The sequence below is a fragment of the Rhodococcus sp. BUPNP1 genome, assembly GCF_002215235.1.
GTDB lineage: Bacteria > Actinomycetota > Actinomycetes > Mycobacteriales > Mycobacteriaceae > Rhodococcus.
This window is the reverse complement of sequence record NZ_NERM01000014.1, coordinates 122,202-147,405: the sequence shown is the minus strand read 5'-3', so window position 1 is coordinate 147,405 and position 25,204 is coordinate 122,202. Positions and strand designations below refer to the sequence as shown.

Genomic DNA, 25,204 nt, shown 5'->3' with positions numbered 1-25,204 from the left:
CGGATCGCCGACGCAGGTCGCCGTACCGAACCGGAGCTCCGCGTGTCGTCGAAAGCTGTTTCCGATCCGAGGCATCCACGCCCACGCATCGCGCTCCCCCGCGCGGCGTGGGCCATCTCGTTCGCCACCGTCGGTGTCTTCATGGGCATCGGCGTCGTGAGTCCGATCCTTCCGTCCCTGGCCGACGAACTCGGTGGATCCCCCGCTCAGGTCTCCTTGCTGTTCACCAGCTACATGGCGGTGATGGGCCTGGCGATGGTCGTCACGGGCTGGATCTCGAGCCGCACGGGGGTGCGCGCCACCCTCCTGGTCGGCCTGGCCCTGATCGCGGCGGCCGCGGTGGGCTCGAGTGCATCGTGGGCACTGGGGCCGATCATCGGTTTCCGCGCGGGCTGGGGACTCGGCAACGCACTGTTCGTCGCGACGGCCCTGGCCGCGATCGTGGCCGCGATGCCGGGACAGCGGTCACGCGCGATCACCTACTACGAGGCCGCGGTGGGAGCCGGCATCGCCACCGGTCCGCTCGTCGGCGGTCTCCTCGGGCAGATCTCGTGGCGGGCCGCCTTTCTCGGATCCGCACTTCTGGTCGCCCTGTCCTTCGCCCTTCTGGCGGTCGTACTTCCCCGCACCCCGCGTGCGGCCGAACCGACTTCGCTCGTCGCGCCGTTCCGTGCCCTCGCCCATCGCGGCCTGTTCTCGGTCGCGGCGGTGTCGTTGCTCTACCATCTCGGGCTCTTCACGGTGTTCTCCTACGCACCGTTCGTACTCGGGTTCTCACCCGCGCACACGGGTTTCGTGTTCTCCGGTTGGGGCGTCTGCCTGGTCTTCGCGTCGGTCGTGGCCGCACCTCGTCTGCGGGGATCGGTCGGTGCCGTGCCGACCGTTGCAGCGTCACTGGCCTTGTTCGCGACGACGATCGCGCTCGTCGCGGTCTTCACCGAGAACAGAGCTGTCGTGACGGTCTGCATCGTCGTCTCCGGGCTGTTCGTCGGCGTGCTCAACGCTCTGGTGACCGAGATCGGCATGCACGTCTCCCCCGTCGACGGCGCCACAGCTGCGGCGAGCTACAGTTTCGTCCGCTTCGGCGGGGGCGCCTGCGCGCCGTGGCTGGCCGGATGGCTCGGGGAGGCCACCACTCCGTCCGTGCCTTTCGCCGCGGCGGCGGGCGCGACCGCACTCGGACTGGGCGCCCTCGCCTTCGGCCGGAAGCGCCTGCCTCCGCGACCCCGGCCTGATGTTTCCGGTGAGGGCGGCCCCGATCGAGCGACAGTGGGGAGTCCCTCTACGATCCGGGGGTGACGTGGGCCACTCCACACGCTATGCTCTCTAACATCATAAATATGACGATGTTTTGGTCGTCGATTCTTCTTCTGCTTCCGGCACGAAAGGCCTCGTCATGAGCGAACCTTCCCTCGGATCCGGTTCCGTCGTCGTCACCGGTGGAACCGGTGGTCTCGGTACCGCGGTCACCGAACGTCTCCTCGCCTCAGGCTCGCGGGTCGTCGTCCCGTGGTACGACGAGGCCGAAGCCGACCGGTTGACACCCCACCCCGATCTCGTCCTCGTCAAGGCCGACCTGTCCGACGAGAACGACGTCGAGCGCGTGCTCGGCCTCGCCACCGCGGACGAATCCCGCCCGTTGACCGGCCTGGTCAACCTCGTCGGGGGCTTCCACTCGGGTAGCCGCGTGCACGAGACACCCGTGGAGGTGCTCGACGCCCAGCTCTCCCTCAACCTGCGGATCGCCTATCTCGTGACCCAGGCCGCACTGCCCGAACTCATCCGACGCGGCGGCGGATCCGTCGTGTGCATCGGGTCGGCCGCCGCGACCCGCCCGTTCCCGGGAGCCGCCGGCTACATCGCCTCCAAAGCCGCTGTCGCGGCGCTGGTCCAGAGCATGGCGGTCGAGTACGCACCCGACGCCATCCGCGTCAACGGTCTCGTGCCGTCGATGATCGACACCCCTGCCAACCGCAGCGCGATGCCGAACGCCGACACCTCGTCGTGGGCCCGCCCGGCCGACATCGCCGACGTCATCACCTTCCTGTTGAGCGACGCGTCCCGCTCGGTGACCGGCGCGCTGATCCCCGTCACCGGAACCACATCCGATCGCTGATCCCGGTCCCCGATGCAAAAGGACCCCGCGGTCGAATCCGCGGGGTCCTTTTGCATCCGGTCCACCGGAGAAGCGGGTTCACCGGAGATACGCGGGAGATCGCACACCGAGCCGGTCCGCGAGGGCCGCGAGATTCTCACGTCGCTCCGCGACGGTGGCGCCCCTCCATCCCGCATCCGCCCACACGACCAGATCGTCCAGTCCACGATCCCGGTAGCGTTCGAGATCGGCCGCCGTCGTCGCCTCGGTGACCTCGACTCGCACATAACACGGGAACTCGGCGTTCCCACAGGTTTCCGTGCGATGCCGGCGCAGGACACCGACCAGCTCCACCGCTTCCTCGAAGGTCGGCGTGCCCGAGGAGATCCAGGCGTCACCGAGACGCGCCGCACGATCCAGTGCACGAGGACCGTTGCCCCCGTACACGACCGGCACGGCCACTGCTCGCGGGTGCAACCGCACCTCGTCGAACCGGTAGTGGCTGCCCTCGTGGGAGAACGACTCGCCGGCCCACGCCTTCCGCAGGATCTCCACGCATTCGTCGGTGCGCGAGAACCTCCCCGCGAAGGGCACGTCGAGGGCGGCGAACTCCTCGGCGAGCCACCCCGCGCCGACACCGAACAACAACCGCCCACCGCTCAGTTCCTGCAAGGTGATCGTGGTACGCGCGGTGTGCAAGGGATGACGCAGCGCCGTGACGTGGACGGCCGTACCGAGTTTCAACCGCTCGGTCACCGCCGCGATCGCCGCGTGCAGCGCGAGCGGATCGGTGAGTTCGGTGGTGTCGTCGACGATCGGTCCCGAATGGTGCTGGCGGGTTCCCGTCGAGGGATGGTCACTCGTGTACGAGGTCGGGTGCAACACGTGCTCCCCCAGCCACAGCGCGTCGAATCCGAGTTCGTCGGCGGTGCGGGCCAGTTCGAGCGCGTCGAGCGGCGTGATTCCGTAGGTGCACAATCCGATGGTGGGCACGTCTTCTCCTCGTGGTCGGGAACGGAGACAGGGCACGCCCGGGCGGTTCGCACCACCGGACGTGCCCCGGGCGGAGAGGATCTCCGCTCATGCAGGAAGCAGGCCGAGCGCTCGGCGCGCGAGCGGCGCGACGAGCTCCCCTCGCTGTCCCATCCGCGGATCGGTGGTCTCTCCACGGACGAACCGCGCATAGAGCTGCTGCAGGATGACCACGGTCTTCCAGCAACCGAAGGCCTCGTACCAGTCGATGCGCGAGAGATCGAGATCGCTGCCCGATGCGTAGCGCTCGACGATCTCCACCCGCGACGGCAGATCGAGCGCGTGCATACCGGGAACGACGATGAACGCCGCGTCCGAGTCGGGAGCCACGGTCCGGTCCGGCCAGTAGTTGAGCAGGGTGCCCAGGTCCACGAGCACATCACCGGTCGTGGCCATGTCCCAGTCGAACACCGACTTCACCCGGTCGGGGTCGCCGTGCGGGAACTGGCAGTTGTCGACCTTGTAGTCGTTGTGCACGATTCCGGCCCGCTGACTCGCAGGGACATCGGCCCGGATCCGACGGCCGACCTCCTCGACGAGAGCGGCGACCTCACGGTCGAAGACGTACTCGGCGACGGCATCCCACCGCGACGACCACCCGGCGACCTGCCGTTCCAGGTATCCCTCCGGCCGGCCGAGATCGGCGAGATCGCACGACGCCGGATCGACGGCATGCAGGTCGGCGAGCCCGTCGACCACGGCGAAGCCGATCCGCCGACCGGCGTCCGGGTACTGCCCCATCGACTCCGGGATCTCGTCCCACACCACGATCCCGTCGCGGTACTCGGAGACGAAGAACTCGGCGCCCACGACCGAGGTGTCGGCACAGTGCAGCAGCGCACGCGGAGCCCGGTCGTACGCGCGGTACAGGCGGGAGAGCACCCGATGCTCACGCGCCATGTCGTGCGCGCCGCGTGCGATCTGCCCGAAGGGAGGACGGCGCACGACCAGCAGGCGGTCACCGAAGGCGACCCGGTAGGTCAGATTCGCCGAACCGCGCGGGAACTGCAGCACCGAGAACTCCCCGTCGAGCCCGTCGAGGTTCGACCGTAGGTAGGCCTCGAGCGCGTCCCAGTCCAGTTCCTCCCCGGCACGGACGGGCGCGATCTCGACCCGCGGTTCCTCCACACCCTCGACGCGCGCCCCTTCGGCGACACCCGTCATCACTGCACCCCCAGCGCCGGCAACCCGAACTTGGCCTCTGCCGCAGCATCCAGGGCGAGCAGGTGGGTCGACGGGAACAGCCCCTCGGCCGGCGTCGCCGTCTTCAGCAGCTGCTTGGCGATCTGCTGCTTGTGCAGCTCGGTCGCACCGTCCGCCAGGCCCATGTGGTAGCTCTCGAGCAGCCACTTGCCGAACGGCATCTCGGTGGAGATACCGAGCGAACCGTGCAGCTGGATCGCGCGGGAGACGACGTTGTTGAGGACCTTCGGCATCACCATCTTCACGGCGGAGATGTCGGCGATGACCTTCTTGTAGTCGTCGAGCCGATCGATCTTCCACGCGGTCCGCAGCACGAGCAGGCGGAACTGCTCGAGTTCGACCCACGACTCGGCGATCATGTCCTGCACCAACTGCATGTCGGCGAGCGAACGGCCGCGCGTCTGCCGCGACACGGCACGTTCGAGCATCATGTCCAGCGACGCCTTGACCAGGCCGACCGTGCGCATCGCATGGTGGATCCGTCCGCCGCCCAGACGTGTCTGTGCGACCGCGAAGCCCTCGCCCTCCTCCCCCAGGAGGTGATCGGCCGGGACCCGCACATCGGTGTATCGGATGTAGGCGTGCGTGCCCTCGGACTCCTGATGACCCCAGACACCGACGTTCCGGACGATCTCGATGCCCGGCGTGTCCATCGGGACGACGAACATCGACGCCCGCTTCGTCCGGGGAGCCTCGGGATCGGTCACGGCCATCACGATGAGGAAGGACGAGAACCGTGCGTGCGAGGAGAACCACTTCTCACCGTTGATGACGTAGTGGTCGCCGTCGCGCACTGCACGGGTGACGAAGCTGGTCGGATCGGACCCGCCCTGGGGTTCGGTCATCGAGTAGCAGGATGCGATCTCGCCGTCGATGAGCGGCTGCAGGTAGCGTTCCTTCAGCTCCGGTGTGCCGTAGTGCGCGAGGATCTCGGCGTTACCGGAATCCGGCGCCTGGCAGCCGAACACCACCGGACCGCTGTGGGTGGCACCCAGGATCTCGTTGAGCAGTGCGAGTTTGAGCTGCCCGTAGCCCGGACCGCCGAGCTTCGGGCCGAGATGGCAGGCCCACAGCCCCTTCTCCCGCACGATGTCCTGCAGCGGCCGGATGAGCTTGTTGCGCGTCGGGTCGGTCACGTCCCACGCGTGCTCGATGACGCGGTCGACGGGGGCGACCTCCTCCTTCACGAAGGTCTGCACCCAGTCCAGCTTCTCCTGGAACTCCGGGTCCGTTTCGAAATCCCATGCCATGTCGATCGTCTCCTACCGTGTGATGAAAGTTCTCGTCGGCGAACCGGTCGCCGATTCAGCGTGTGAGGACGGTGCACGCGCTGATGCCCGGCGCCCCGTACACGTGGGTGAATCCGACCTTGGGGTCGCCCGGCACCTGCCTGTCCCCCGCCGCACCGCGCAGCTGCACGACGTTCTCGTAGACCTGACGCAGACCGGTCGCGCCGATCGGTTCCCCGTTCGCGAGGCATCCCCCGTCGGTGTTGACCGGTATCGCTCCGCCGATCTCGGTGGCGCCGGAGCGGATGAGTGTCTCCTGCTCCCCGTGCTTACACAGTCCCGTCTCCGCCAGGTGCATGATCTCCGCACCTGCCTCGGTGTCCTGGATCTGCGCCACGTCGATGTCGCTCGGGTCGATCCCCGCCGCTTCGAAGGCCGCGCGGGAGGCGGTCACCGTCGGCCCGTCGGCACGTTCGGGTGAGGTCCACGGACTGAACACCTCGAACGAACCGAACAGCCGCGAGCGCAGTTCGGCGGCCTCGAGGAAGACCGGGGTGTCGGTGTAGCGGTGGGCGCGGTCGGCGCGGGCGAGCACGAGCGCGACCCCGCCCTCTGCCGGCGAGCAGAACATGTACTGCGTGAGCGGGTCGTTGACCATCGTCGACCCGGCGATCTCCTCCTCGCCGAGCGGAGTTCGCCGCCAGGCGTGCGGGGCGAGCGAGCCGTTGCGGAACGCCTTGGCCGCCACCGTGGCCAGCAGCGATTTCGGCAGTCCGTGCTCGACGAGGTACCGCTGGATCTTCATGGCGAAGAACTGGGTGGTGACCATCATCCCGGTCTCGCCGTACCAGCGACCCAACCCGTTGTCCTCGGGACGAGGGTTGAATGCTCCGCGAGGATGCTTGTCGAAGCCGACGACGAGACCGAGATCGGACTCGCCGGACCGGATCCGGCTGACCGCCGAGGTCAGGGCGCTACCACCGGTGGCGCAGCCGTTGGAGACGTTGACGAAGGGCAGCCCGGTCAGGCCCAGGGTCGACACGAGGGTGTCGGCGTTGCCGGCGGAATCGCTGCCGCCGTAGGCGAACTGGATGTCCTCGAACTCGACCCCGGCGTCGGCCATCGCCTGCCGGGCCGCGTAGGCGCCCTGGTCCAGGCCGCTCACGCCCTCGGTGCGGCCGAACCTGTGTATACCGATACCGACGATCGCGACCTTCATGCCGCCTCCTCCTTGCTCGGTGCGAATGCGAAGGTGACGACCTCGGTGCCGTCGTCGTCGACGTGGTTGACGATGCTGCACAACCGCATCGGCATACCGATCTCCAGCGATTCCGGGTCGTTCACGGTGAGGCGGGATTCGACGATCACGTCACCGAGATCGATGTAACCGACCCCGAAGGGGGTGAACGGTTCGGTGTGCAGGAAGGGCCTCTTCGGGGCGAACGACTGCACGGTGTAGGACCAGAGCACCCCCTCGGTGGGCAGTGCCTCGGGGTTCATCTCCGCGGCCCCGCAGCGGGGGCAGCTGTGCTGGATCGGGAAGGTGACGGTCGAGCAGCGCGAGCAGCGGGCGCCGCGCAGCGCGACGTTCGGGTCGTCGTCGACGAACAGGACCGGATCGATCGGGCGGGTGGGTGCCGTGGTCATTCGTCCTCCCCGGTTACGGCGCTCGCACGCTCGGTGTCGATCTCCCAGACCGGCAGCACCACAGGGTTTCCGGCCGCGTCCTCGCCGAGGTCCTCGAAGGTGCAGCGGACCGGGGTTCCGGCGGTGACGTCGGCGCGGCCGGGCAGGTTGCCGATCAGGCGCACGCCGGCCTGCTCTCCGTCGAGGTCGACGACGATCACGGTGTACGGGACCGGGAACAGCGGGTGGACCTGATGTTCGACGACGGTGTGGCTGTACACGGTGCCGGTGTGGGGCGCCGGCTTCCACGACACCTCGGTGCTCGCGCAGTACACGCATCGCGGGCGCGGCAGGTGGATGCGTCGCCCGCAGTCCTCGCAGGTGAGGATCTCGATGCGGCGCTCGGCAGCGGCGGAGAAGAAGCCGGCGCTGCCCCGTTCGGTGACGAGGGGACGAAGACGGTCGGTGGTCGCCGCGCTCGCGGCTGCTGCGGCGCTCATGCCGCCACCAGGATCAGCGCGGACGCCGCCGGGGGCGGGGCCGAGGTGACCAGGGAGACCTGCGCACCCTCGACCTGGCTCGTGGAGGTACCGCGGATCTGCCGCACCCCTTCGACGACGTGGTTCATTCCGTGGATGTATCCCTCGGACATGTGTCCTCCGCTGGTGTTGATCGGTATCGCTCCACCGAGGTCGATCTGGCCCTCGGCGAGGAAGTCGCCGGTGTCGCCGCGCTTGCAGAACCCGTAGTCCTCGAGCTGGATGAGGGCCGTGATCGAGTAGCAGTCGTAGATCTGCGCGACGTCGACGTCCGCGGGACCGAGACCGGCCCGGCTGTAGAGCGTGTCCTGGCATTCCCGCGACGGCAGGGCGGTGATGTCCTCACGCATGAGCGTCGGGTACATCAGGCCCGGCTGGGGGTGGCGGCAGGTCGACATCGCGACCGACCGGATGAGTGCCGGCGTCTGCCGCAGGTCCTTGGCCCGTTCGGCGGTGGTGACGACAACCGCTGCGGCACCGTCGGTTTCGAGGCAGTAGTCGAACAGGCGCAGGGGCGACGACAGCATGCGCGAATCGAAGTAGTCGTCGAGCGTCATCGTCCGGTCGTACATCTGGGCGGCCGGATTCGCATTGGCGCGCTTGCGGGTCACCAGCGCGATCTGCGCGAGCTGCTCGGAGGTCAGGCCGGTCTCGGTCATGTAGCGCTGAGCCATGAGCGCGAAGTACTGGCCGGACGACAGCAGCCCGTACGGGCCGAAGAACTCCTCGAAGGACTCGTTGCCGCCCACCTCGGGGGTGACGACCGGAGACAGGCCGAACCGACGGCCCGAGCGGCCGTTGAGCGAACGGAACACGACGACGGTGGTCGCCTGTCCGCTCATGATGGCGGCGACGGCCTGGGCGACCATCGCGGCCGGCCCCGAACCACCCGGGCCGGCTTCGCCCCAGTAGGTCAGGTGCGGGACACCGAGGCCGTCGGCGAGCGCCGCACACGAGACGAGATCCATATCGTTGCGGACGACGCCGTCGACGTCGGCCGGGGTCAGTCCGGCGTCCGCGAGGGCCGCCGCGGCGGCCTCGACGGCGAGCGCTGTGACGGAGACACCGGAATCCTTGGAGAACGCGGTGGTTCCGATTCCTGCAATGGCGCAGGCATCCCTGCGCCAGGTCGGGTCGGTGGACATGTGTGGGTCACCTCTGTGTCGTGCCCGCCGCAGCGGGCGGGGAGTCAGTTCGCGGTCAGTCCGCCGTCGGCGGCGATCGCCGCGCCGGTCACGAAGGAGGAGTCGTCGGACAACAGGAAGGCCACCACCGACGCCATCTCGGCCGGGTCCGCCGAACGTCCGAGCGCGGTGTTCTCCACCACGCGACTGCGGGTCGCCTCGGGCTCGGGGCCCTGCAACGCCTGCGAGTTCACGCGCAGGCCCGTTCGCACCAGGCCGGGGCACAGGCAGTTCGCCCGGATGTTCCGGTCGGCGTACCCCATGGCGACCGACCGGGTCAGCTGCAGGACACCGCCCTTGGACGCGTCGTAACCCGGGGTGTTCAGGTTGGTCGCCACCAGCGACGCGACCGAGCCGACCGTCACGATCGAGCCCCCGCCGGCCTGGAGCAGGTGGGGCAGGGTCGCTCGCAACGGCAGGAAGGTGCCGGTGAGGTTCACGCGCAGGATGCGTTCCCAATGAGCGAGTTCCATCTCGTGGAGCATCGCCGTCCCGTTGATCCCCGCACAGGTCACAACGCCGTCGAGGCCTCCGAACTCGTCGGCCGCGGCAGCCACGGCGTCCGCGACCGAGCTCTCGTCGCCGACGTCGCATCGCAGCCCCAGCGTCGGTGCGCCGGTCTCCGCGACCGAGGCGGAGACGGCCTCCGCGGCCTCGCCTCGTGCGTCGGTCACCGCGACCGCTGCGCCCTCGGCGGCAAGGCGCTTCGCCACGGCCTCACCGATGCCGCTTCCACCGCCGGTCACGAAGATTCGGCGACCTTCGAGTCTGCGCAGCACCCGGGCGGTCTCGGGCCGGGTCTCGTTGTCCAGAGCGGTCACAGTCGCACCCCCGCGTCGACCGGCAGTGCCACGCCGGTGATGAATCGTGCTTCGTCCGAGGCGAGGAACAACACGGCGTTGCTCATGTCCTCGGGCGCAACCCAGCCGATGCCCATGGGATTGCGGTCCTTGGAGCGCTCCCACAGGTCGTCCGGTCCCGGATTCTCGAGATCGGGTCCGAAGATCCGGAAGGTCGCATCGTTGTGCAGCATCGGGGTCTCCACGGCGCTCGGATTGACCGTGTTGACACGGATGCCGTGGGGGCCGAGTTCGGTGGCCAGAGTCCGCATGAGGCCGACGACACCGCTCTTCGACGCGTTGTAGTGCCCGATGTTGGCCGAGCCGAGCATCGCCTGGATCGAGCTGGTCATGACGATCGATCCGCCGCGGCCGGCGCGGATCATCTCCGGGACGACGGCACGGACGGTGTGGAACACCCCGGTCAGGTTGACGTCGAGCATGTCCTGCCATTCGGCGTCGCTCAGCTCCCAGGTGGGCCGGAAACCGACGATGCCCGCGTTGGCGCACACGATGTCGATGTGCCCGAACGTTCCGACCGCATCCGCGACCGCAGCGTCGAGTTGCGCCTGGTCGCGGACGTCGGCGACGCGGGACAGGACCCGACGGCCGGTCGCGGCGACGAGCGCCTCGGTCTCCTTCAGGTCGTCCGCGGTGGCGAGCGGGTACGGCACCGAGTCGATCGACGTGCACACATCGAGGAGGACGACGTCCGCCCCTTCCTCGGCGAGCCGCACGGCGTGCGCGCGTCCTTGGCCACGGGCCGCGCCGGTGATCAGCGCGACCTTTCCTTCAACTCTTCCCATGGGGGTGACTCCTTCTCCGGCGATCCCGGGACTACTGGTTGAACAGGCGGCCGAAGCGGGCCTTGAGCTCTTCGAGTGCTTCCGGCGTCATGGCGTCCGTGTTCTGAGGGGCGACCTTGTCGACGGTGGTGACCGCCGAACCGATCCCCGGCAGTACGGCGGCATTGCGGAACGAGACCGCTTCCTGGCCGGCCGGGGTGATCATGTAGTTGGCCAGGACCTGGGCCGCATTGGGATGAACAGCGTCGGCGAGGATCGCGGTGTACATGGGCGCGCCCCACACCACGTCTCCGAAGGCCGAGTCGACGGGGGCACCGGTCTGCTGCTCGCTCTTCTGGTCCTGCACGAAGGCGGCGACGGCGATCTCACCGGACGCGAGGGCCTGCGCCAACGGCAGCGCGCTGGGGTAGATCCGCGGACGCTGCTGCGCCAGCTTCTCGAGGTAGCCCTCCCCTCCGACCTGCTCGAGATAGTTGTCGTAGAAATCCACGTGCGCGGTCGACGTGGGAAGGACGATGCCGATCCTGCCGTCGGCGAGCGCCGGATCGAGGAGATCGCCGTAGCTGTCGACGCCGTCCGGGTAGCGCTGGGTGTTCCAGCCGAAGGTCAGGACGGACGCGTTGGAGACGAAGTAACCCGTGTCGTCCTTCAGGGTCGTGGCGTCGTACTCACTGGCAGAATCGGTGAAGGCCGGGCCGACGGGCTCGGCGAACTCCCCCTCCGCGCCGAGGCTCACGGCCCAGGGCACGCTCGCCTGCGTCACCACGTCGGCGACCCGGTTGCCGGTCTCGGCCTCCGCGCCGATCTTCTGGTGCAGATTCGCGTCGACGTCACGCACGACGTTCAGGCGGATGCCGTAGTCGTCCTCGAAGCGGCGCCCCAGTTCGGCGAGAGCGTCCGCGGCGTTCGACGAGTAGATCGTGACCTCGCCCTCCGCCTTGGCCGCCTCGACCACCTGCTGCCAGGCATCGTCGCCGGCCGGGCCGGTCGATCCGATCGATTCCGAGGTGATGCGGTCGTCCCCACCGTTTCCACCGCAGGCCGCGAGGGCCGCGGCGAGCGCGGCGAGCGCGGCGGCAGTCAGGGTCGACAGGAAGGTGCGCCGGGTACGGCGCGGTGCTCGGATGAAGTCCATGAGAGGCTCCTGGTCGTCGGCCCGTGGGCCGCGGATCGGGTCAGGGGGTGGAGGTGCGGCCGCCGTCGACGGGAATCACGGCACCGGTGGTGTAGGTGGAACCGGTCCCCGCGAGATACAGTGCGGCGCCGACGATCTCGTCCGGATTTCCGGCACGCTGCAGCGGCATCGCCCCGAACAGTTCGTTGGCCGAGTCCATGTCCCAGGCCTTGCTGATGTCGGTGAGGAAGGCACCGGCCATGATCGTGTTGACCCGCACGCTGGGGCCGTATGCCTGCGCGAAGCCCTTGGTCAGGGTGTTCAGCCCCGCCTTGGCGGCCGCGTACGGCAGATCGGTGGTCATCGGCCGCTGGGAAGCGATGGAGCTGATGTTGATGATCGACCCCCCGGCACCCGCCGCCATCCGAGGACCGACGAGGGCGGTCAGACGGAAGGCACCCTTGAGATTGACCCCGATCACCTTGTCGAACAGTTCCTCGGTCACCTGGTCGAGACTGGGGTACAGAGGTGCCATGCCGGCATTGTTCACCAGGACGTCCAGGTGGCCGAACTCGTCGTAGACCCGGTCGACGACCGGCTCGTGGGCATCCCAGTCGCCGACGTGCAGTGCGAGGGGCAGAGCCTTGCGCCCGGTGGTCTCGGCGACCTCCGCGGCGAGTTTCTCGCAGCTGTCGACCTTGCGGCTGACGATGACGACGTCGGCACCGGCGTTCGCGAAGCCGAGAACCATCTCGCGGCCCAGGCCGCGGCTGCCACCGGTGACGAGCGCTACCTTTCCTTCGAGAGGACGGGGATGCGTGGTCATGCGGGCTCCTGTCGATGAGGTCGGCGTCGAAGGCGCCGAAAGAGTGAGAAGGTGTGGCGGGACACCGGCGTCGCCGCAGCGACGTCGGAACGGTCCCGAGGGGAGTCAGGTCGAGGGAACGAGAGGGACGAGGGCCTTACCGGTCGCGGCGCCGTCGAGCATCCCGACGAAGGCATCCCATGCACCGCCGATACCACCGGCGAACTCGGTGTGGACGGGCCGTATCCGTCCGCTCCGGACGAGCGCGGCCATCTCGTCCTCGAAGGCGTCGCGTGCGTCGAGATGGTCGGCCAGCAGGAAGCCTTCCATCCGGGCACGACGCCAGATCAGTTTGAGCAAGTTGTTCGGTCCGGGCACGGGTGTGGCGGAGTTGTAGACGCTGATCATCCCGCACAGAGCGATCCGGGCGTGATCGGCGAGCACGCGGATGGCCGCTTCGAGCTGTTCGCCCCCGACATTGTCGAAATACACGTCGAGCGCGGTGGCACCGACCTCGGCCATAGCGCTGCGGAGGAGGTCCTTCGCCGGCCCCTCGTGATGATCGAACGCCGCGTCGGCACCGAGTTCCCTGACGAGCGAGACCTTCTCGGGAGATCCCGCACTCGCGATCACCACGGCACCACGCTGTTTGGCCAGCTGGACCGCAGTGGATCCGACCGCACCGGCCGCGGACGACACGAACACCACATCGCCGCTGCGCACCTGCGCGATCCGATCGATTCCCACCCAGGCGGTCATACCCGGGATGCCGAGGACACTCAGGTGCAGGGCTGCGGGGAGATCGTCGTGCCGAAGTCTGCGGCAGTCGGACGGATCGACGAAACTTTCCGTCCGCCAGCCGTACTCGTGGAGAACCAGCGATCCGATCGGCAACTCGGGTCGATCGGACCAGGACACGACCCCGACCGTGGGAGCGAGCATCGGCTCCCCCAGGGCGTAGGGCTCCGCGTAGGTCGCCTCACCGCCCATCCTGCCCCGCATGTAGGGCTCGACGGACATGACGAGGTTCCGCACGCGGATCTGCCCCGGGGCGGGCTCGCCGAGAGCGGTTCCGACCAATTCGACGTCGGTGTCCCGGGGGCGGCCGCTCGGGCGCGCCCGGAGGATCCATTCGCGGCGGACGAGTTCGGTGTCGACGGTACCGGTCACGAGGATGTCCGTTCTCTTCGTGATGCGGACGGCAGCGCGGTCATCCCGCAAGTCCGGCCGTGACCTGCTCGACGAGATCGCGGCGCACGAGCTTGCCGGTGGGGGTACGGGGCAGATCGTCGACGAACACGACGTCGTCGGGGGTCCGCGAACCGCGCAGACGTTCACGGCACCACGTGCGGATCGCATCGGCCTCGTCGTGGTCGTCGACGGCGGGCACGATCACCGCGCAGATCCGTTCGCCCCATTCGTCGTCGGGGGTACCGATCACGGCCACCTCGCGTACCTGCGGGTGGTGTGCCAGCACGTCCTCGATCTCGGCCGGCGCGATGTTCTCCCCACCCCGAATGATCGTGTCGTCCGCGCGACCACCGATGTAGAGATAGCCGTCCTCGATCCGGGCGCGATCCCTGGTCGGGAACCAGCCCTCCGCGTCCAGGACCGAACCGTTGCCCATGTACTCGCCGCTGACCTGCGCCCCGCGCACCCACAGCAGACCCGTCTGCCCGTCGGACAGTACGCGTTCGCCGTCCTCGGATCGGATCTGCGCTTCGATGCCGGGCACGATCCGCCCGGTCGAGGAGAGACGCCCTCGCAGTTCGGGTTTCGCGAAGGCTTCCCGATGGTCCTCGGGTCCGAGCACCGCGATCGTCGAACTGGTCTCCGTCAATCCGTAGGCGTTGACGAATCCGGTGTCACCGAACGCCGCGAGGGCACGTTCGAGGACCGGCTGGGGCATCCTCGCGCCCCCGTAGGCGAGCGACTCGAGAGTCGGAACCTCGGCCGGCGCACCGTCGAGGTGATCGACGATGCGGGCGAGCATCGTGGGCACCACCATCGCGCTGGTGACGCCCTCGGTGCGGACGAGGTCGAGCCAGCCCTGTGGCGTGAAGTCGGGCAGGTACACCATGCGGCGACCCGAGTAGACGTTGCTCAGAACGGCACCGAGACCTGCGATGTGATAGGGCGGCGTGCTGACCAGCGTGGCCTGTTGCTCTGCCGCCGAACCGAATTCGACGGTGTTGAGGAGGTAGGACAGCAGGTGCCGGTGCCGGAGCAGCACCCCCTTCGGAGCCGAGGTGGTCCCGGAAGTGAACAGCACGATCGCGGTCCCCTCGTCCTCCGAGCGGTCGCCGGCGAGAGGTGCCGTCCCTTCCGCGAGACCGAGAAATTCGTCGGTCGAGACGATTCGGTGCGCGCACCCGTCGAGTTTGCCGACATAGTCGGCGTCCGCCACGACGATCGGTTCGTCCAACCTGTCGATCAATTCGAGCAACTGCGCAGCGGGAAGCCGGTAGTTCAAGGGAGCCAGAGGAATACCGGCGCGTCCGGCAGCGAACATGAGCACGGGAAGGACCGGACCGTTCACTCCGACGAAGACGATATGCCGGGCTCCGAGCTCTCCGATCAATCCCGCACCGCGCGAAGCGAGTTCGTCGAGCCGGCGGTAGGTGACGCCGTTCGCACGAGGACCCATCGCGATCCGATCGGGGGTGGCGGCGGACGCCATGTCGAGGACCATCCCGATACCCATATGACCACCTGTCTTCAGAAGCTCTGCCGTACGAGAGAAGAGACGAATCGACCGGCGCTCGCGATCACCGGGTGCCGAACCCTCGGTCGCGAGACCGTGTGATGCACACCATAGCAATTATGCCTATATTTGTGAAGGTATCGGCCGAAATTTTCTGGCAGCCCTCTCACCAGGTGAAATGCGAGACACGCCGACTCCGGTACGACCTCACAGACCGGCATCGAGCGCATGGCATACTTGACGCCACAACTGAACAGCCACCGAACCGCGGCGGGAGAGTCCCGCACACAGCGGGCGCCGAAGGAGCAACCTCCCCGGGAATCTCTCAGGCCCCCAGACCGCCACGGCGAGGCTCCTCTGGAAAGCAACTCTTCCGGGTTCACCGAAGGTGTAAGCGGCTCCGTCCGCGAAAGCTCTCAGGTCCGATGACAGAGCGGGGAACGACAACACCCGCTGGTGCTCGTTTCGTGCACCCTGGACCCGAGGTAGACGTGTGACCGTTTCCCTGGGCGCGCCCCTGCGCGCCGATAATTCACTGTCCGCGCCCCTGCGCGCCGATGATGCGCTGTTCGAGCAGCGCGCCGACGTTGCAGTTGCACCGACCGAGTCGCGTGGCCCTGTTCTCCCTCCCTCCCCCGCTCCGAAGTCGCCGCCGCACACGAACCGGCGACTCGGGATCGCCGCGATCGTGCTGTCCGCGACCGCGATGGGCGCCGCAGGATTGTTCGGCCGCAAGGCCACTCCCGAAGGCGCGGTGCTCGGTGAAGCACTGACACTCGGGCGGATGGCGGTCGGAGCGCTCGGCATGCTCATCCTGATCGCGCTCTCCCGCCGCCTCGGACAGTTGCGCCGGACCCGCCTGTCCTGGTCGGTCGTCGGTGGAGGTGCCCTCCTCGGACTGTCCCTCGCGACCTACCTGTCCGCCACGGTGTTGACCGACCTGTCCCGTGCCGTGGTTCTCCATTACCTCGGCCCCGTCGTCGCGACGGCCCTCGCCCGGGTGTTCCTGAAGGAGAGGGTCGGTCGGCTCGACGCCCTGTCGATCGGCACGGCGTTCGCCGGGATGTTGCTCGCCGCCGGCCTGGTGGGCGGTGAGTCGTCCGGGGGTGAGCACGAGACGCTGGGCACCGTGCTGGGCGCGGCCTCGGGAGTCTTCTACGGCGGGGCCCTGCTGTGCTACCGCTATCGCACCGACATGCCGTCCGACGTCCGGTCCCTGTGGAACTTTGTCTTCGGTGCCGTCGCGGCAGGTGGAATGGTCGCGGTGACCCGACCCGACATGTCGGGGATGACCGCGACGCACTGGTTGTGGGCCGGTGGGTTCTTCGTCGTCTGCGGTCTGTTCGCGCTGGGGCTGCTCGTCGTTGCGGGCAAGCACCTCCGCGCCGCGGAACTGTCCGGGCTGTCCTACCTCGAAGTCGTGGTCGCGCTGATGATCGGCATGGTCGCCTTCGGAGAGTCCGTGACCGTGCTCGCCGCCGCGGGCGCCGGTCTCATCATGGTGGCGATGGCACTGCCGATGCTCGGCCGCCGATGACACTGCCGATGCTCGGCCGCCGATGACGAGTGGGAGGGCGCGCCGACGGGCGCGCCCTCCCACTCGAATCGGTTTCCGTTACTGCTGTTGCGGCGGCTCGGCCGGCTGCTCGGATGCGTCGTTCGTCATCCAGCGCTGCGCCGGCGGCGTTGCGGGCAACGCCGACTGTCCTTCACCGGAACCCCCCTGCGTCCCCTCCGTAGCGAGACCCGTCCGAACTGCGGGGTCGACCGGCTTGCGCGCGACCGCCTCGGCTTCGGCGACGGCCTGGGCCACCTCGGGGTCGCGCTTGGTCGCGAACCAGTCCTCGACCTCGGCACTGTCGTCCTCGGGCCGTTGCAGTTCCTCGTCGACAGGACTCGGCTCGAAGCGGAAGACGCCGTCCTCGCCGGGCGCGCCGAGCGTCCGCGCGAATCCTTCGAGCGCCTTGCCGAAGTCGCTCGGCACCACCCACATCTTGTTCGCATCGCCCTGGGCCATCTGCGGCAGGGTCTGCAGGTACTGATAGGCGAGCAGCTCCGGAGTGGGCTTGCCGGCCTTGATCGCGGCGAACACCTTCTCGATGGACTTCGCCTCGCCCTGGGCCTCGAGGTACCGTGCCGCGCGATCACCCTGCGCGCGCAGGATCCGCGACTGCCGGTCGGCCTCGGCCTCGAGGATCGCGGCCTGCTTCGCACCCTCGGCGGAGAGGATGCGCGACTGCTTGTCGCCCTCGGCGGTCTTGATCGCGGATTCGCGGTGACCCTCGGCCGTGAGGATCATCGCGCGCTTCTCGCGGTCGGCCTTCATCTGCTTCTCCATCGATTCCTGGATCGACGGCGGCGGATCGATGCTCTTGAGTTCGACCCGGGCGACACGCAGTCCCCATCGGCCGGTCGCTTCGTCGAGCACCCCGCGGAGCTGGCCGTTGATGGAGTCACGGGAGGTGAGCGTTTCCTCGAGGGTCATACCGCCGACGACGTTGCGGAGCGTGGTGACGGTGAGCTGCTCGACCGCGGCGATGTAGTTGCTGATCTCGTAGACGGCCGCCTGCGGGTTCGTGACCTGGAAGTACACGACCGTGTCGATGCTCAGCGTGAGGTTGTCCTGGGTGATGACCGGCTGCGGCGGGAACGAAACCACACGTTCGCGTAGATCGACCTTCGCGCGGATGCGGTCGACGAAGGGCACCAGGAAGGTGAGCTGACCCGACGCCGTCCGGTAGTACCGGCCGAGACGTTCGATGACCGCGGCCTCCGCTTGCGGTACCAGCGATACCGATTTGGCCACGACCACCACGACCAGTGCCACCACTACGGCGAGCACGATCAGAGCTTCCATCCTCAGACACCCCTCCACACGACGGCAGTCGCGCCGTCTATCTGCATCACTGTCACTGTCGTTCCCGGCTCGTACACCTCGGTGGCGTCCAGCGGCCTGGCGGTCCACACCTCACCGTCGATCTTCACGCGCCCGGAATGCTCCCCCACCTGCTCGAGGACCAAGGCGTGCTTGCCCGGGAGAGCGTCGATCCCGGTCGGCAGAGCGGGCGGCTGAGAGTACCGCCGCCTCAGCATCGGCCGGACACCGAGCAGCAGAACCAGCGAGGTCACGGCGAAGATCACCGCGTCGATCCAGACGGGCAGATCGGTCACCGCGGAGACACCGCCGGTGACGAGCGCTGCACCGCCGAGCATGAGCAGCGCGAAATCGCCCGTGAGCGCTTCGCCGGCCGCCAACGCCACTCCGGCGATCAACCAAATCAATGCGGCCACGATCACCATCGAACCACAAATCGGACATCCTGGCAGACGCCCTGGTGGAGGAAACGGTCTCGTCTCCTCGTCCTCGATGCCGCTTTCCGCAGGGGGATCTCAGGCCGAGAATTCTGTATTTTTCTCTTTTCCGTCCCGACCGGACTCCCGCCTCGGGTGCATAAGTGAAGTTAGCCGAAACACATCCTTTTGCCGTTGTGAGATCGGTGATACCGTCCCCGAACTATGGGTATCACCCCCGTGCGTTCGCTCCTCGTGGGAGCGTTGATCGGCCAGAGCGCCGACGCCGATCCGACCGACACCGCAATCCTTGCGGCCACCATCCGCTGCCTGAGCCATCACGGACTCGAGCGGACGACGGTGGCCGACGTCGCCGCGGAGGCCGGCGTCGGACGCGCGACGGTCTTCCGGCGGTTCGACACCAAGGAGGAACTGCTCGGTCGCGCGTTCGCGTGGGAGCTCGATCAGCTCGTCACGCGGTTCCACGCGGCCATCGACGACATCGAGGACCCGTACGAGCGCGCCGTCGAATGGATCGTCGAAGCGGTCCGCACCGTTCGCCACCACCCGGTCGCACGACGATTCGTCGACGACGGAGCCGCCCTCCCCCTCCTGCACGACCCGCAGATCACCGCTGCGCTGCTCACGTCGGTCCGCCACGAACTCGACCTCACCGCACAACGGGCGGGGATCACGTTCGACACGGCCACCGCCGCGGAGATCGTCTCGCGATTCTTCGCGAGCGTGTGGCTCGCACCCGATCTCGGCAGCGCCACCGCGACCGACGAGGGGGTACGACGGGTGGCCCGGACCATGCTGTCCTTCCTGATCGTGCCCTCGACGCCCTCCACCGACAGCTGATGTCCGCATCCGTTCCCCAGCCTTCGAACCCGAGGAGTCCGGTAATGGAAGTCACTCCCGCACAGCGTGTTCGCGCAAACATCGAGGACGACGTACCCGTCGCCGACCGCACCTTCGTCCGGTTGCTGGCAAATCGCCGCATCTGGCCGATGTTCCTGTTCCGGGCGCTCTCCCTCCAGGGCACCCACCCCACCGTCATGGTTGCGCTCGAACAACATTCGAAGTCGTTCACCGAGCCGTCGGTACGCGCGGAGAACACCCTCGCGTACACCTACCGCATCTACTTCGGCGAGAACGTCGCCGATTCGGCACGCGAACTGCGGGAGATGCACCGCCCCATCACCGGACTCGACTACGAAGGCCGGAGATACCACGCGTGGAACCGCGACGTGTGGACGTGGGTCCACCTCACCACCATCGAATCGCTCATCTACGCGATCGAGGTCTGCTTCGGTCCGCAACCCGCACCGGAGGTGGAGGCCTTCTACCGGGAGAGCTGCCGGCTCGGCATGCTGTTCGGCGTCCGTGAGCAGGACATGCCGGACGACGTGGCAGCTCTTCGCGCCTACGTTGACCGAGGGGTCGCCGACAAGCTCGCGATGTCGCCCGGAACCCGGCGGATGCAGCAACTCGTCGACGAACAGGACGTGATCGCAACCCTCGAGCCGAAACTCGCCGCACTCCCCCGGCCCCTTCCCGCCGTCCTCGAGAAGTTGACGGGGCGGCCGGTGAAGACGTTGATGTTCGGCGCATTCCCCGAATCCGTCCGCCGGATCTGGGGAGTGCCGTGGAGCGCGGCCCGCGAGCGTGAGTTCCGAGCGATCCTCGCACTCATGCGCGTCGGCTCCCGGCTGTTTCCCGAGCGCCTGCGCATGATCCCGGAAGCCCGCGCCGCGCTGGGGATCTGACCCACCGGTCCTCACCGCCGTACACGCGTCCGCTCGTAGCGGACGCGAGCCGATGCTGCAGTCGTCGGCCGTCCTGCAAGTACCCGACTCGGGTATCCGGTTGCTTCCGTGCCCGGTTCCACCCAGTACCAATCGATTCAGTGTCAGTTCATCAGGGGGCTCGATGAAGACCTCGCGACCCGCGGACGCAGACGTCCGGGGCGAGCGGCCGTTCGGAGGTGCCGTGGTCACACGCACCGCCGACTCCACGCGCACATTCGGACGCACGCTCCGTCTGGCGTTCCGCTCCACCGCATACCTGATCGTCGACATCGCACGCGGTCGTTTCCCGATGCGGGAAGCAATCGTTCAGGGATGGTTCTTCATCTCCGTCTCGGCCGTGCCCGCAGTTCTGGTGGCGCTGCCGCTCGGCGTCGTCATCGCCGTCCAGGTCGGCAGCATGACCGACAACGTCGGCGCCAACTCCATGGCCGGCGCGGTGGGCGGCATGGGAGTGATGCAGCAGATCGCGCCCCTGGCCGCGGCCCTGCTCATCGGTGGTGCCGGTGGTTCGGCCATCTCGGCCGACCTCGCCTCGCGCACCATCCGGGAGGAGATCGACGCGCTGCGCACCCTCGGCATCGACCCCCAGCGCAGATTGGTCTCCCCCCGCATCCTGGCGATGGTCGTCGTCGCCCCGATGTTGTCGGTGCTGATCATCCTCATGAGCATCCTTGCGAGCTTCGCCGTGGCCTCGCTCGGCCAGGGGGTCGCCCCCGGCTCGTACTGGTTGTCGTTCGGCAGTTTCGCCTCGACCACCGACCTGATCGTCTGCCTGTTCAAGGCCGCGGTCTTCGGTTACGTGGTGGCGATCATCTCCAGCCAACGGGGCCTCGAAGCCAAGGGTGGCCCGAAGGGCGTCGCGGACAGCGTCAATGCGGCCGTGGTGCTCAGCATCATCGCCTGCATGGTCGTCAACCTCTTCATCACCCAGGTGGTCCTGATGTTCGTCCCCATGAGGTTCCTCTGATGAGCGCCACACGCAGCGGATCCGTTGCCACGCCGTCGCCCTATCGTCCCCGCGGTCTGCGGTGGACGCGCCACGCCGGCCGGGCGTGGAACCCGATCGAATCCCTCGGGCTCTACCTGCACTTCGTCGTCGTCTCGTTCCGCGGCATCGGCCACGCCCTGCGCCGCAACCGCCGCCAGACCGTCGCCATCTTCACCGACCTGACATGGGGCAACGGCCGCGCGGTCATCGTCGGCGGAGGCGTCGCACCGGTACTGGCCATCCTCGGCATCGTCGCCGGGGCGATGGTCGGTCTCGTCGGCTTCTCCGCACTCGACATGCTCGGGATGGGACCGTTGACCGGCGCCATGTCGGCCCTGGCGAATCCACGCGAGCTCGCTCCCCTCATTGCGGCGATCGGATTCGCCGCCCAGGCCGGCTGCCGCATCACCGCCGAGGTCGGCGCCATGCGGATCTCGGAGGAGATCGACGCGCTCGAAGCCCAGGCCATCGACTCGATCCCCTATGTCGTCTCCACCCGGCTCATCGCCGCCGTCGGCGCCGTCGTCCCGTCCTATCTGATCGCGCTCGCGCTCGGATTCGCCGCCACCGGCGCGACCGTCACCGTGGTGCAGGGTCAGGGGTCGGGCGCCTACGACCACTACTTCCACATGTTCACCGAGCCGATCGACCTGATCTACTCGCTGGTCAAGGTGATCGTGTTCGTCCTGGTCGTGACGCTCGTGCACGCCTACCAGGGCTATCACGCGAGCGGTGGTCCCGAGGGGGTCGGGATCGCCTCGGGCAGGGCCATCCGGGCGAGTCTCGTGCTGATCGTGACCACCGACATGGTGCTCACGCTCGTCATGTGGGGCCTCGACGCGACGATCAGCTTCTCGGGGTGAAGAACCAGTGAGCGCAGCACAGTATTCGGGCTTCGGCCCCAGCCGCCGCGGACTGCGGATCCGCGGGCTCGCCGTCGTGGTCGCCGCCGCACTCGTCGTCACCGCGGCCTGGTGGGCGTCGCAGCCCGACCGCTCCGGTGAGGTGCAGTTCGCCGTCACCGCATCGAATCTCGGCGACGGGGTCTCCACCGACACCGCCGTGCGTCTGCGGGGCATGTCGATCGGATCGGTGATCGAGGTCGAACCGCAGGGGCCGCAGCAACAGATCGTCACGCTCAGTGTCGACGAGGAGCACGTCGACGAGTTGTCGACGGCCATGCACACCCGTTTCGTCTCGTCGAACATCTTCGGTTCCACCGCACTCGAGCTCATCCCGATGCCGGGCGGCGAGCCGATCCGAGCCGGCAGCACCCTCGCTCTCGGCGATGTCGGGGACTACACCGTCACCACGGTGCTGCGCGATTCCGGTCGTCTCCTGCTCGACGTGGTGACGCCACAGCTGTCGGACTCGATCGACAGTGCCGCCGAACTGACCCAGCAGATGGCGCCGCTGCTCGCCTCGTCGCTGCTCGTGATGCGCAACATCGCCCGCACCCAGAACGAGCCGCTCAGTGAGTTGCTGCCGAAATTCGCGGATGTCTCCGAAGGTGTCGCGGCGTTCACCCCGTCGGCACTGAACACTCTGTCGGCCATCGCGTCCGTCGAGGAACTCGAGGACGACTTCCGCACGCAGCAGGCGAGCGAGACGATCACCGAGGTCTCACATCTGGTCCTCGCGCTGTCCGGTGAGATCGTCGGCGCGCTCGGCCCGACCTCGGATGCCGTCGACATGCTCCTCGACATCCTGATCCCGATGAACCAGAGCCTGCGCGGGGTCACCCCCGGCCAGGTCGACCGTCTCGTCGACGGCGCCGACGGCGCACTGCAGCACCAGGGTGACCGGGTGGTCCTGGGGGTGGACGTGCTCGTCGACACCTTCCCGGCCTTCCGGGTCCCGCTCGAGACCACCGGGGGTACCCGATGAGAACTCCACGCCAGGCAGCCGTCCGGCTCGCCCTGCTCGCCGGCGTCGTCGTCCTGATCATCGTGCTGATCGTGCAAGCGATCGAACGCCCTGTCGGCGGATCGACCGTCGCCTACAAGGCCCAGTTCGGTGACGTCTTCGGCCTCAAGGAGAACGCCGACGTGCGCCTGCGGGGCGTACAGATCGGCAAGGTCACCGACATCTCGGTGTCCGACGGCAACCGTGCGCTCGTCGACTTCACGGTGCTCGAGGAGTACCGTCTGCGCGAATCGGACCGACTGCTCGTCAAGTTCCAGAACCTCACGGGCCAGCGCTATCTCGAACTCGATCGCAGCGAGGAGGGCGGTCAGGAGGTCGATCCGTCGGGGCTGGTCGTGAACACCGTCGACTCGTTCGACATCACCACGGTGTTCAACGGGCTCAAACCGCTTCTGCGCGAGGCTGATCCGTCCGTCTACAACCGGCTCGCCACGAATGTGGCCGCGTTGATCGAGGGCAGCGAGTCCAGTCCGACCCCGGTGATGCGCGACATCGCCGAGCTCGCGAGCTACGCCGAGGACCGCAGCGCGTTGATGAGCACCCTGCTCGACAACTTCACGGCTCTCAACGAGCAACTCGAAGGCCGGTCCGAGAACCTCGAGAACATCCTCGAGGTCTTCCATTCGATCTTCACACCGCTGGTGACACGTATGACCGAGTTCCTGTCCCTGACCAAGCTCGGTGCACTCGAGATGGCGGAGGTCGACCGCACGGTGAACCTGCTCTCCCAGCTGGGCCTCGGCGCGCCCGCCGAGCACGACGGATTCCTCGAACGCAACGACGATTTCATCGTCCGGGTGGACCAGGTGATCCCGGATCCGCAGACGGCCATCGACACCCTGTCGGTGCTGCCGGGGATCTTCGAGGGCATCAATTCCCTGGTGCCGCGCGTGGACGAGTCCCGGCAGTGCAGCAACGGCGCGGTGCAGTTGCCGATCGAGGCCGACATTCTGCTCCAGGGTCGTCCCCTGACCATCTGCAACGGAGGTGCCTGATGCGCACCCGCCTGTTCGGACGACTCGACTTCGGTGCCGAGGACGCCGATCCCCGCACCCAGATGTGGTGGGCGCTGTCGGGTCTGATCGTCGTCGCCCTCGTCGCGGGCATCGTCCTCGCGCTCTATCTGCGACCGGTCGGTTCGACGACCTACCGCCTCGAACTGCCGGAATCGGCGGGGCTCGCCGCGGGCGACGACGTGCGCATCGCGGGTGTGCCGGTCGGTTCGGTCACCGGCCTGAGTCTGGACGACGACCACGTCGACGTCGAGTTCACCGTGGACTCCGAGCATTTCGTCGGCGACCAGACCTCCGTGTCGGTGCGGATGCTCACCCCGATCGGGGGCCTGTACCTCGCGGTGCACCCGGCGGGCCGGCAGCCGCTCACCGAACCGATCCCCGAGAACCGCGCAGCACTGCCATTTCTGGTGAACGACATGTTCGAGGAGGCCACCGAGGTGGTGGAGGAACTCGACACCCAGGCACTGCGCACCGCCCTGGACAAGACCGCAGCGCTGCTCGGCGAATCCCCGGATTCTGTGCGGATCACGGTCACCGATCTCGAAGCCGTCATGGACGTCATCGCGAATCAGAAGGACCAGATCGAGAGCCTGCTCGAGCTGTCCAACGAATATCTCCGCACCGCCAACGACAACAAGGAACTCGCGCTCGAGATCATCCGCGGCTATGCGATCCTCGGCCCGAAGATCGTCGAGGCCCATCAGGACGTGAAGATCTTCGCCGACGGGCTCTCCGGGCTCGCCGGGCTGCTGTTCGACTTCCTCAGCGGCCCGTACCAGGAAAAGGTCGAACCGATCATCCCGCATCTCGTCGAAGCCGCCGACAGCAGTGCGGAACTGTCGGCCTCCGTCGAGTCGATGACGGAATCCCTCCGTGCCACCCTCACGGGACTCGCGGCCGTCGCCGGTCCCGAAGGCCAGGCCCTTGTCGACCAGAGCGGACTGACGGTCCAGCGACCCGACGTCTGTCTCCCGATGCCGGGAACACGGTGCTGAC

Annotated in this window: 25 protein-coding genes and 1 riboswitch; of the genes, 10 read left to right on the top strand and 15 right to left on the bottom strand. The window is 67.9% G+C overall.

Annotation, left to right across the window (positions count from 1 at the left end):
* Positions 1-42: 42 nt before the first annotated feature.
* Both B9C99_RS16110 and B9C99_RS16105 read left to right on the top strand, forming a co-directional pair.
* The gene (locus tag B9C99_RS16110; protein WP_143543564.1) at positions 43-1,299 is read left to right on the top strand and encodes an MFS transporter; all 1,257 of its coding nucleotides are present in this window, start codon (positions 43-45) and stop codon (positions 1,297-1,299) included.
* A 97-nt stretch (positions 1,300-1,396) separates the two neighbouring features.
* On the top strand, positions 1,397-2,116 hold the full coding sequence (locus tag B9C99_RS16105) for an SDR family NAD(P)-dependent oxidoreductase (protein WP_088898554.1): 720 nt from the start codon (positions 1,397-1,399) through the stop codon (positions 2,114-2,116).
* Positions 2,117-2,194: 78 nt separating this feature from the next.
* Here the strand turns inward: B9C99_RS16105 and B9C99_RS16100 are convergent, their stop codons facing one another.
* The 13 genes from B9C99_RS16100 to B9C99_RS16040 all read right to left on the bottom strand — a co-directional run bounded on the left by B9C99_RS16100 (position 2,195) and on the right by B9C99_RS16040 (position 15,176).
* On the bottom strand, positions 2,195-3,088 hold the full coding sequence (locus B9C99_RS16100) for a TIGR03619 family F420-dependent LLM class oxidoreductase (RefSeq protein WP_088898553.1): 894 nt from the start codon (positions 3,086-3,088) through the stop codon (positions 2,195-2,197).
* Between the two features lie 87 nt (positions 3,089-3,175).
* Positions 3,176-4,291: a phosphotransferase family protein gene (locus B9C99_RS16095; protein WP_088898552.1), complete on the bottom strand. Its 1,116-nt coding sequence runs from the start codon at positions 4,289-4,291 to the stop codon at positions 3,176-3,178.
* Complete coding sequence (locus B9C99_RS16090; protein ID WP_088898551.1) at positions 4,291-5,580, bottom strand: acyl-CoA dehydrogenase family protein; 1,290 nt, start codon at positions 5,578-5,580, stop codon at positions 4,291-4,293. The genes B9C99_RS16095 and B9C99_RS16090 overlap by 1 nt, the downstream gene beginning before the upstream one ends.
* Positions 5,581-5,635: 55 nt before the next feature.
* Positions 5,636-6,778, bottom strand: coding sequence for a thiolase family protein (locus B9C99_RS16085; RefSeq protein WP_088898550.1), 1,143 nt, complete (start codon positions 6,776-6,778; stop codon positions 5,636-5,638).
* Complete coding sequence (locus tag B9C99_RS16080; protein ID WP_088898549.1) at positions 6,775-7,206, bottom strand: Zn-ribbon domain-containing OB-fold protein; 432 nt, start codon at positions 7,204-7,206, stop codon at positions 6,775-6,777. The genes B9C99_RS16085 and B9C99_RS16080 overlap by 4 nt, the downstream gene beginning before the upstream one ends.
* A complete protein-coding gene (locus tag B9C99_RS16075) occupies positions 7,203-7,685 on the bottom strand; it encodes a Zn-ribbon domain-containing OB-fold protein (RefSeq protein WP_088898548.1) in 483 nt (160 codons plus the stop codon). Before B9C99_RS16075 ends, B9C99_RS16080 begins: the two co-directional genes overlap by 4 nt.
* Positions 7,682-8,869, bottom strand: a complete 1,188-nt coding sequence (locus B9C99_RS16070) for a lipid-transfer protein (RefSeq protein WP_088898547.1) — start codon at positions 8,867-8,869, stop codon at positions 7,682-7,684. Before B9C99_RS16070 ends, B9C99_RS16075 begins: the two co-directional genes overlap by 4 nt.
* 44 nt (positions 8,870-8,913) lie before the next feature.
* Entirely contained in the window at positions 8,914-9,729 is an 816-nt protein-coding gene (locus B9C99_RS16065) for an SDR family NAD(P)-dependent oxidoreductase (protein ID WP_253250094.1), read from the bottom strand.
* On the bottom strand, positions 9,726-10,553 hold the full coding sequence (locus B9C99_RS16060) for a mycofactocin-coupled SDR family oxidoreductase (RefSeq protein ID WP_088898546.1): 828 nt from the start codon (positions 10,551-10,553) through the stop codon (positions 9,726-9,728). The genes B9C99_RS16065 and B9C99_RS16060 overlap by 4 nt, the downstream gene beginning before the upstream one ends.
* Positions 10,554-10,584: 31 nt before the next feature.
* Positions 10,585-11,688 (bottom strand): ABC transporter substrate-binding protein, encoded by a 1,104-nt coding sequence (locus tag B9C99_RS16055; RefSeq protein ID WP_088898545.1) that lies wholly within the window; start codon positions 11,686-11,688, stop codon positions 10,585-10,587.
* A 40-nt stretch (positions 11,689-11,728) separates the two neighbouring features.
* Positions 11,729-12,493, bottom strand: a complete 765-nt coding sequence (locus B9C99_RS16050) for an SDR family NAD(P)-dependent oxidoreductase (protein WP_088898544.1) — start codon at positions 12,491-12,493, stop codon at positions 11,729-11,731.
* A gap of 105 nt (positions 12,494-12,598) precedes the next feature.
* The gene (locus tag B9C99_RS16045; protein WP_253250093.1) at positions 12,599-13,642 is read right to left on the bottom strand and encodes an NADP-dependent oxidoreductase; all 1,044 of its coding nucleotides are present in this window, start codon (positions 13,640-13,642) and stop codon (positions 12,599-12,601) included.
* 40 nt (positions 13,643-13,682) lie between these two features.
* Positions 13,683-15,176: a class I adenylate-forming enzyme family protein gene (locus tag B9C99_RS16040; RefSeq protein WP_088898543.1), complete on the bottom strand. Its 1,494-nt coding sequence runs from the start codon at positions 15,174-15,176 to the stop codon at positions 13,683-13,685.
* Between the two features lie 261 nt (positions 15,177-15,437).
* Positions 15,438-15,527, top strand: a riboswitch (glycine riboswitch).
* A 142-nt stretch (positions 15,528-15,669) separates the two neighbouring features.
* Between B9C99_RS16040 and B9C99_RS16035 the strand changes: the two genes are divergently transcribed.
* Positions 15,670-16,713, top strand: coding sequence for a DMT family transporter (locus B9C99_RS16035; protein WP_088898542.1), 1,044 nt, complete (start codon positions 15,670-15,672; stop codon positions 16,711-16,713).
* A 78-nt stretch (positions 16,714-16,791) separates the two neighbouring features.
* Here B9C99_RS16035 and B9C99_RS16030 read toward each other — a convergent pair whose 3' ends face one another.
* Together B9C99_RS16030 and B9C99_RS16025 are read right to left on the bottom strand one after the other, a co-directional pair.
* Entirely contained in the window at positions 16,792-18,033 is a 1,242-nt protein-coding gene (locus tag B9C99_RS16030; RefSeq protein ID WP_088898541.1) for an SPFH domain-containing protein, read from the bottom strand.
* A 2-nt stretch (positions 18,034-18,035) separates the two neighbouring features.
* Positions 18,036-18,476: an NfeD family protein gene (locus B9C99_RS16025; RefSeq protein ID WP_060653287.1), complete on the bottom strand. Its 441-nt coding sequence runs from the start codon at positions 18,474-18,476 to the stop codon at positions 18,036-18,038.
* A 216-nt stretch (positions 18,477-18,692) separates the two neighbouring features.
* Between B9C99_RS16025 and B9C99_RS25900 the strand changes: the two genes are divergently transcribed.
* The 7 genes from B9C99_RS25900 to B9C99_RS15990 all read left to right on the top strand — a co-directional run bounded on the left by B9C99_RS25900 (position 18,693) and on the right by B9C99_RS15990 (position 25,203).
* The gene (locus B9C99_RS25900; protein ID WP_016694053.1) at positions 18,693-19,328 is read left to right on the top strand and encodes a TetR/AcrR family transcriptional regulator; all 636 of its coding nucleotides are present in this window, start codon (positions 18,693-18,695) and stop codon (positions 19,326-19,328) included.
* A 44-nt stretch (positions 19,329-19,372) separates the two neighbouring features.
* The gene (locus B9C99_RS16015; RefSeq protein WP_172414977.1) at positions 19,373-20,236 is read left to right on the top strand and encodes an oxygenase MpaB family protein; all 864 of its coding nucleotides are present in this window, start codon (positions 19,373-19,375) and stop codon (positions 20,234-20,236) included.
* Between the two features lie 163 nt (positions 20,237-20,399).
* On the top strand, positions 20,400-21,245 hold the full coding sequence (locus B9C99_RS16010) for an ABC transporter permease (RefSeq protein ID WP_202399687.1): 846 nt from the start codon (positions 20,400-20,402) through the stop codon (positions 21,243-21,245).
* Complete coding sequence (locus B9C99_RS16005; RefSeq protein WP_060653283.1) at positions 21,245-22,129, top strand: ABC transporter permease; 885 nt, start codon at positions 21,245-21,247, stop codon at positions 22,127-22,129. Before B9C99_RS16010 ends, B9C99_RS16005 begins: the two co-directional genes overlap by 1 nt.
* A gap of 7 nt (positions 22,130-22,136) precedes the next feature.
* The gene (locus B9C99_RS16000) at positions 22,137-23,153 is read left to right on the top strand and encodes an MlaD family protein (protein ID WP_088898539.1); all 1,017 of its coding nucleotides are present in this window, start codon (positions 22,137-22,139) and stop codon (positions 23,151-23,153) included.
* Positions 23,150-24,187 carry an MlaD family protein gene (locus tag B9C99_RS15995; protein ID WP_088898538.1) on the top strand — a complete coding sequence of 346 codons (1,038 nt, stop codon included), beginning with the start codon at positions 23,150-23,152 and terminating at the stop codon, positions 24,185-24,187. Before B9C99_RS16000 ends, B9C99_RS15995 begins: the two co-directional genes overlap by 4 nt.
* Positions 24,187-25,203 (top strand): MlaD family protein, encoded by a 1,017-nt coding sequence (locus tag B9C99_RS15990; RefSeq protein WP_088898537.1) that lies wholly within the window; start codon positions 24,187-24,189, stop codon positions 25,201-25,203. The genes B9C99_RS15995 and B9C99_RS15990 overlap by 1 nt, the downstream gene beginning before the upstream one ends.
* The last annotated feature ends 1 nt before the right edge of the window (position 25,204 follow it).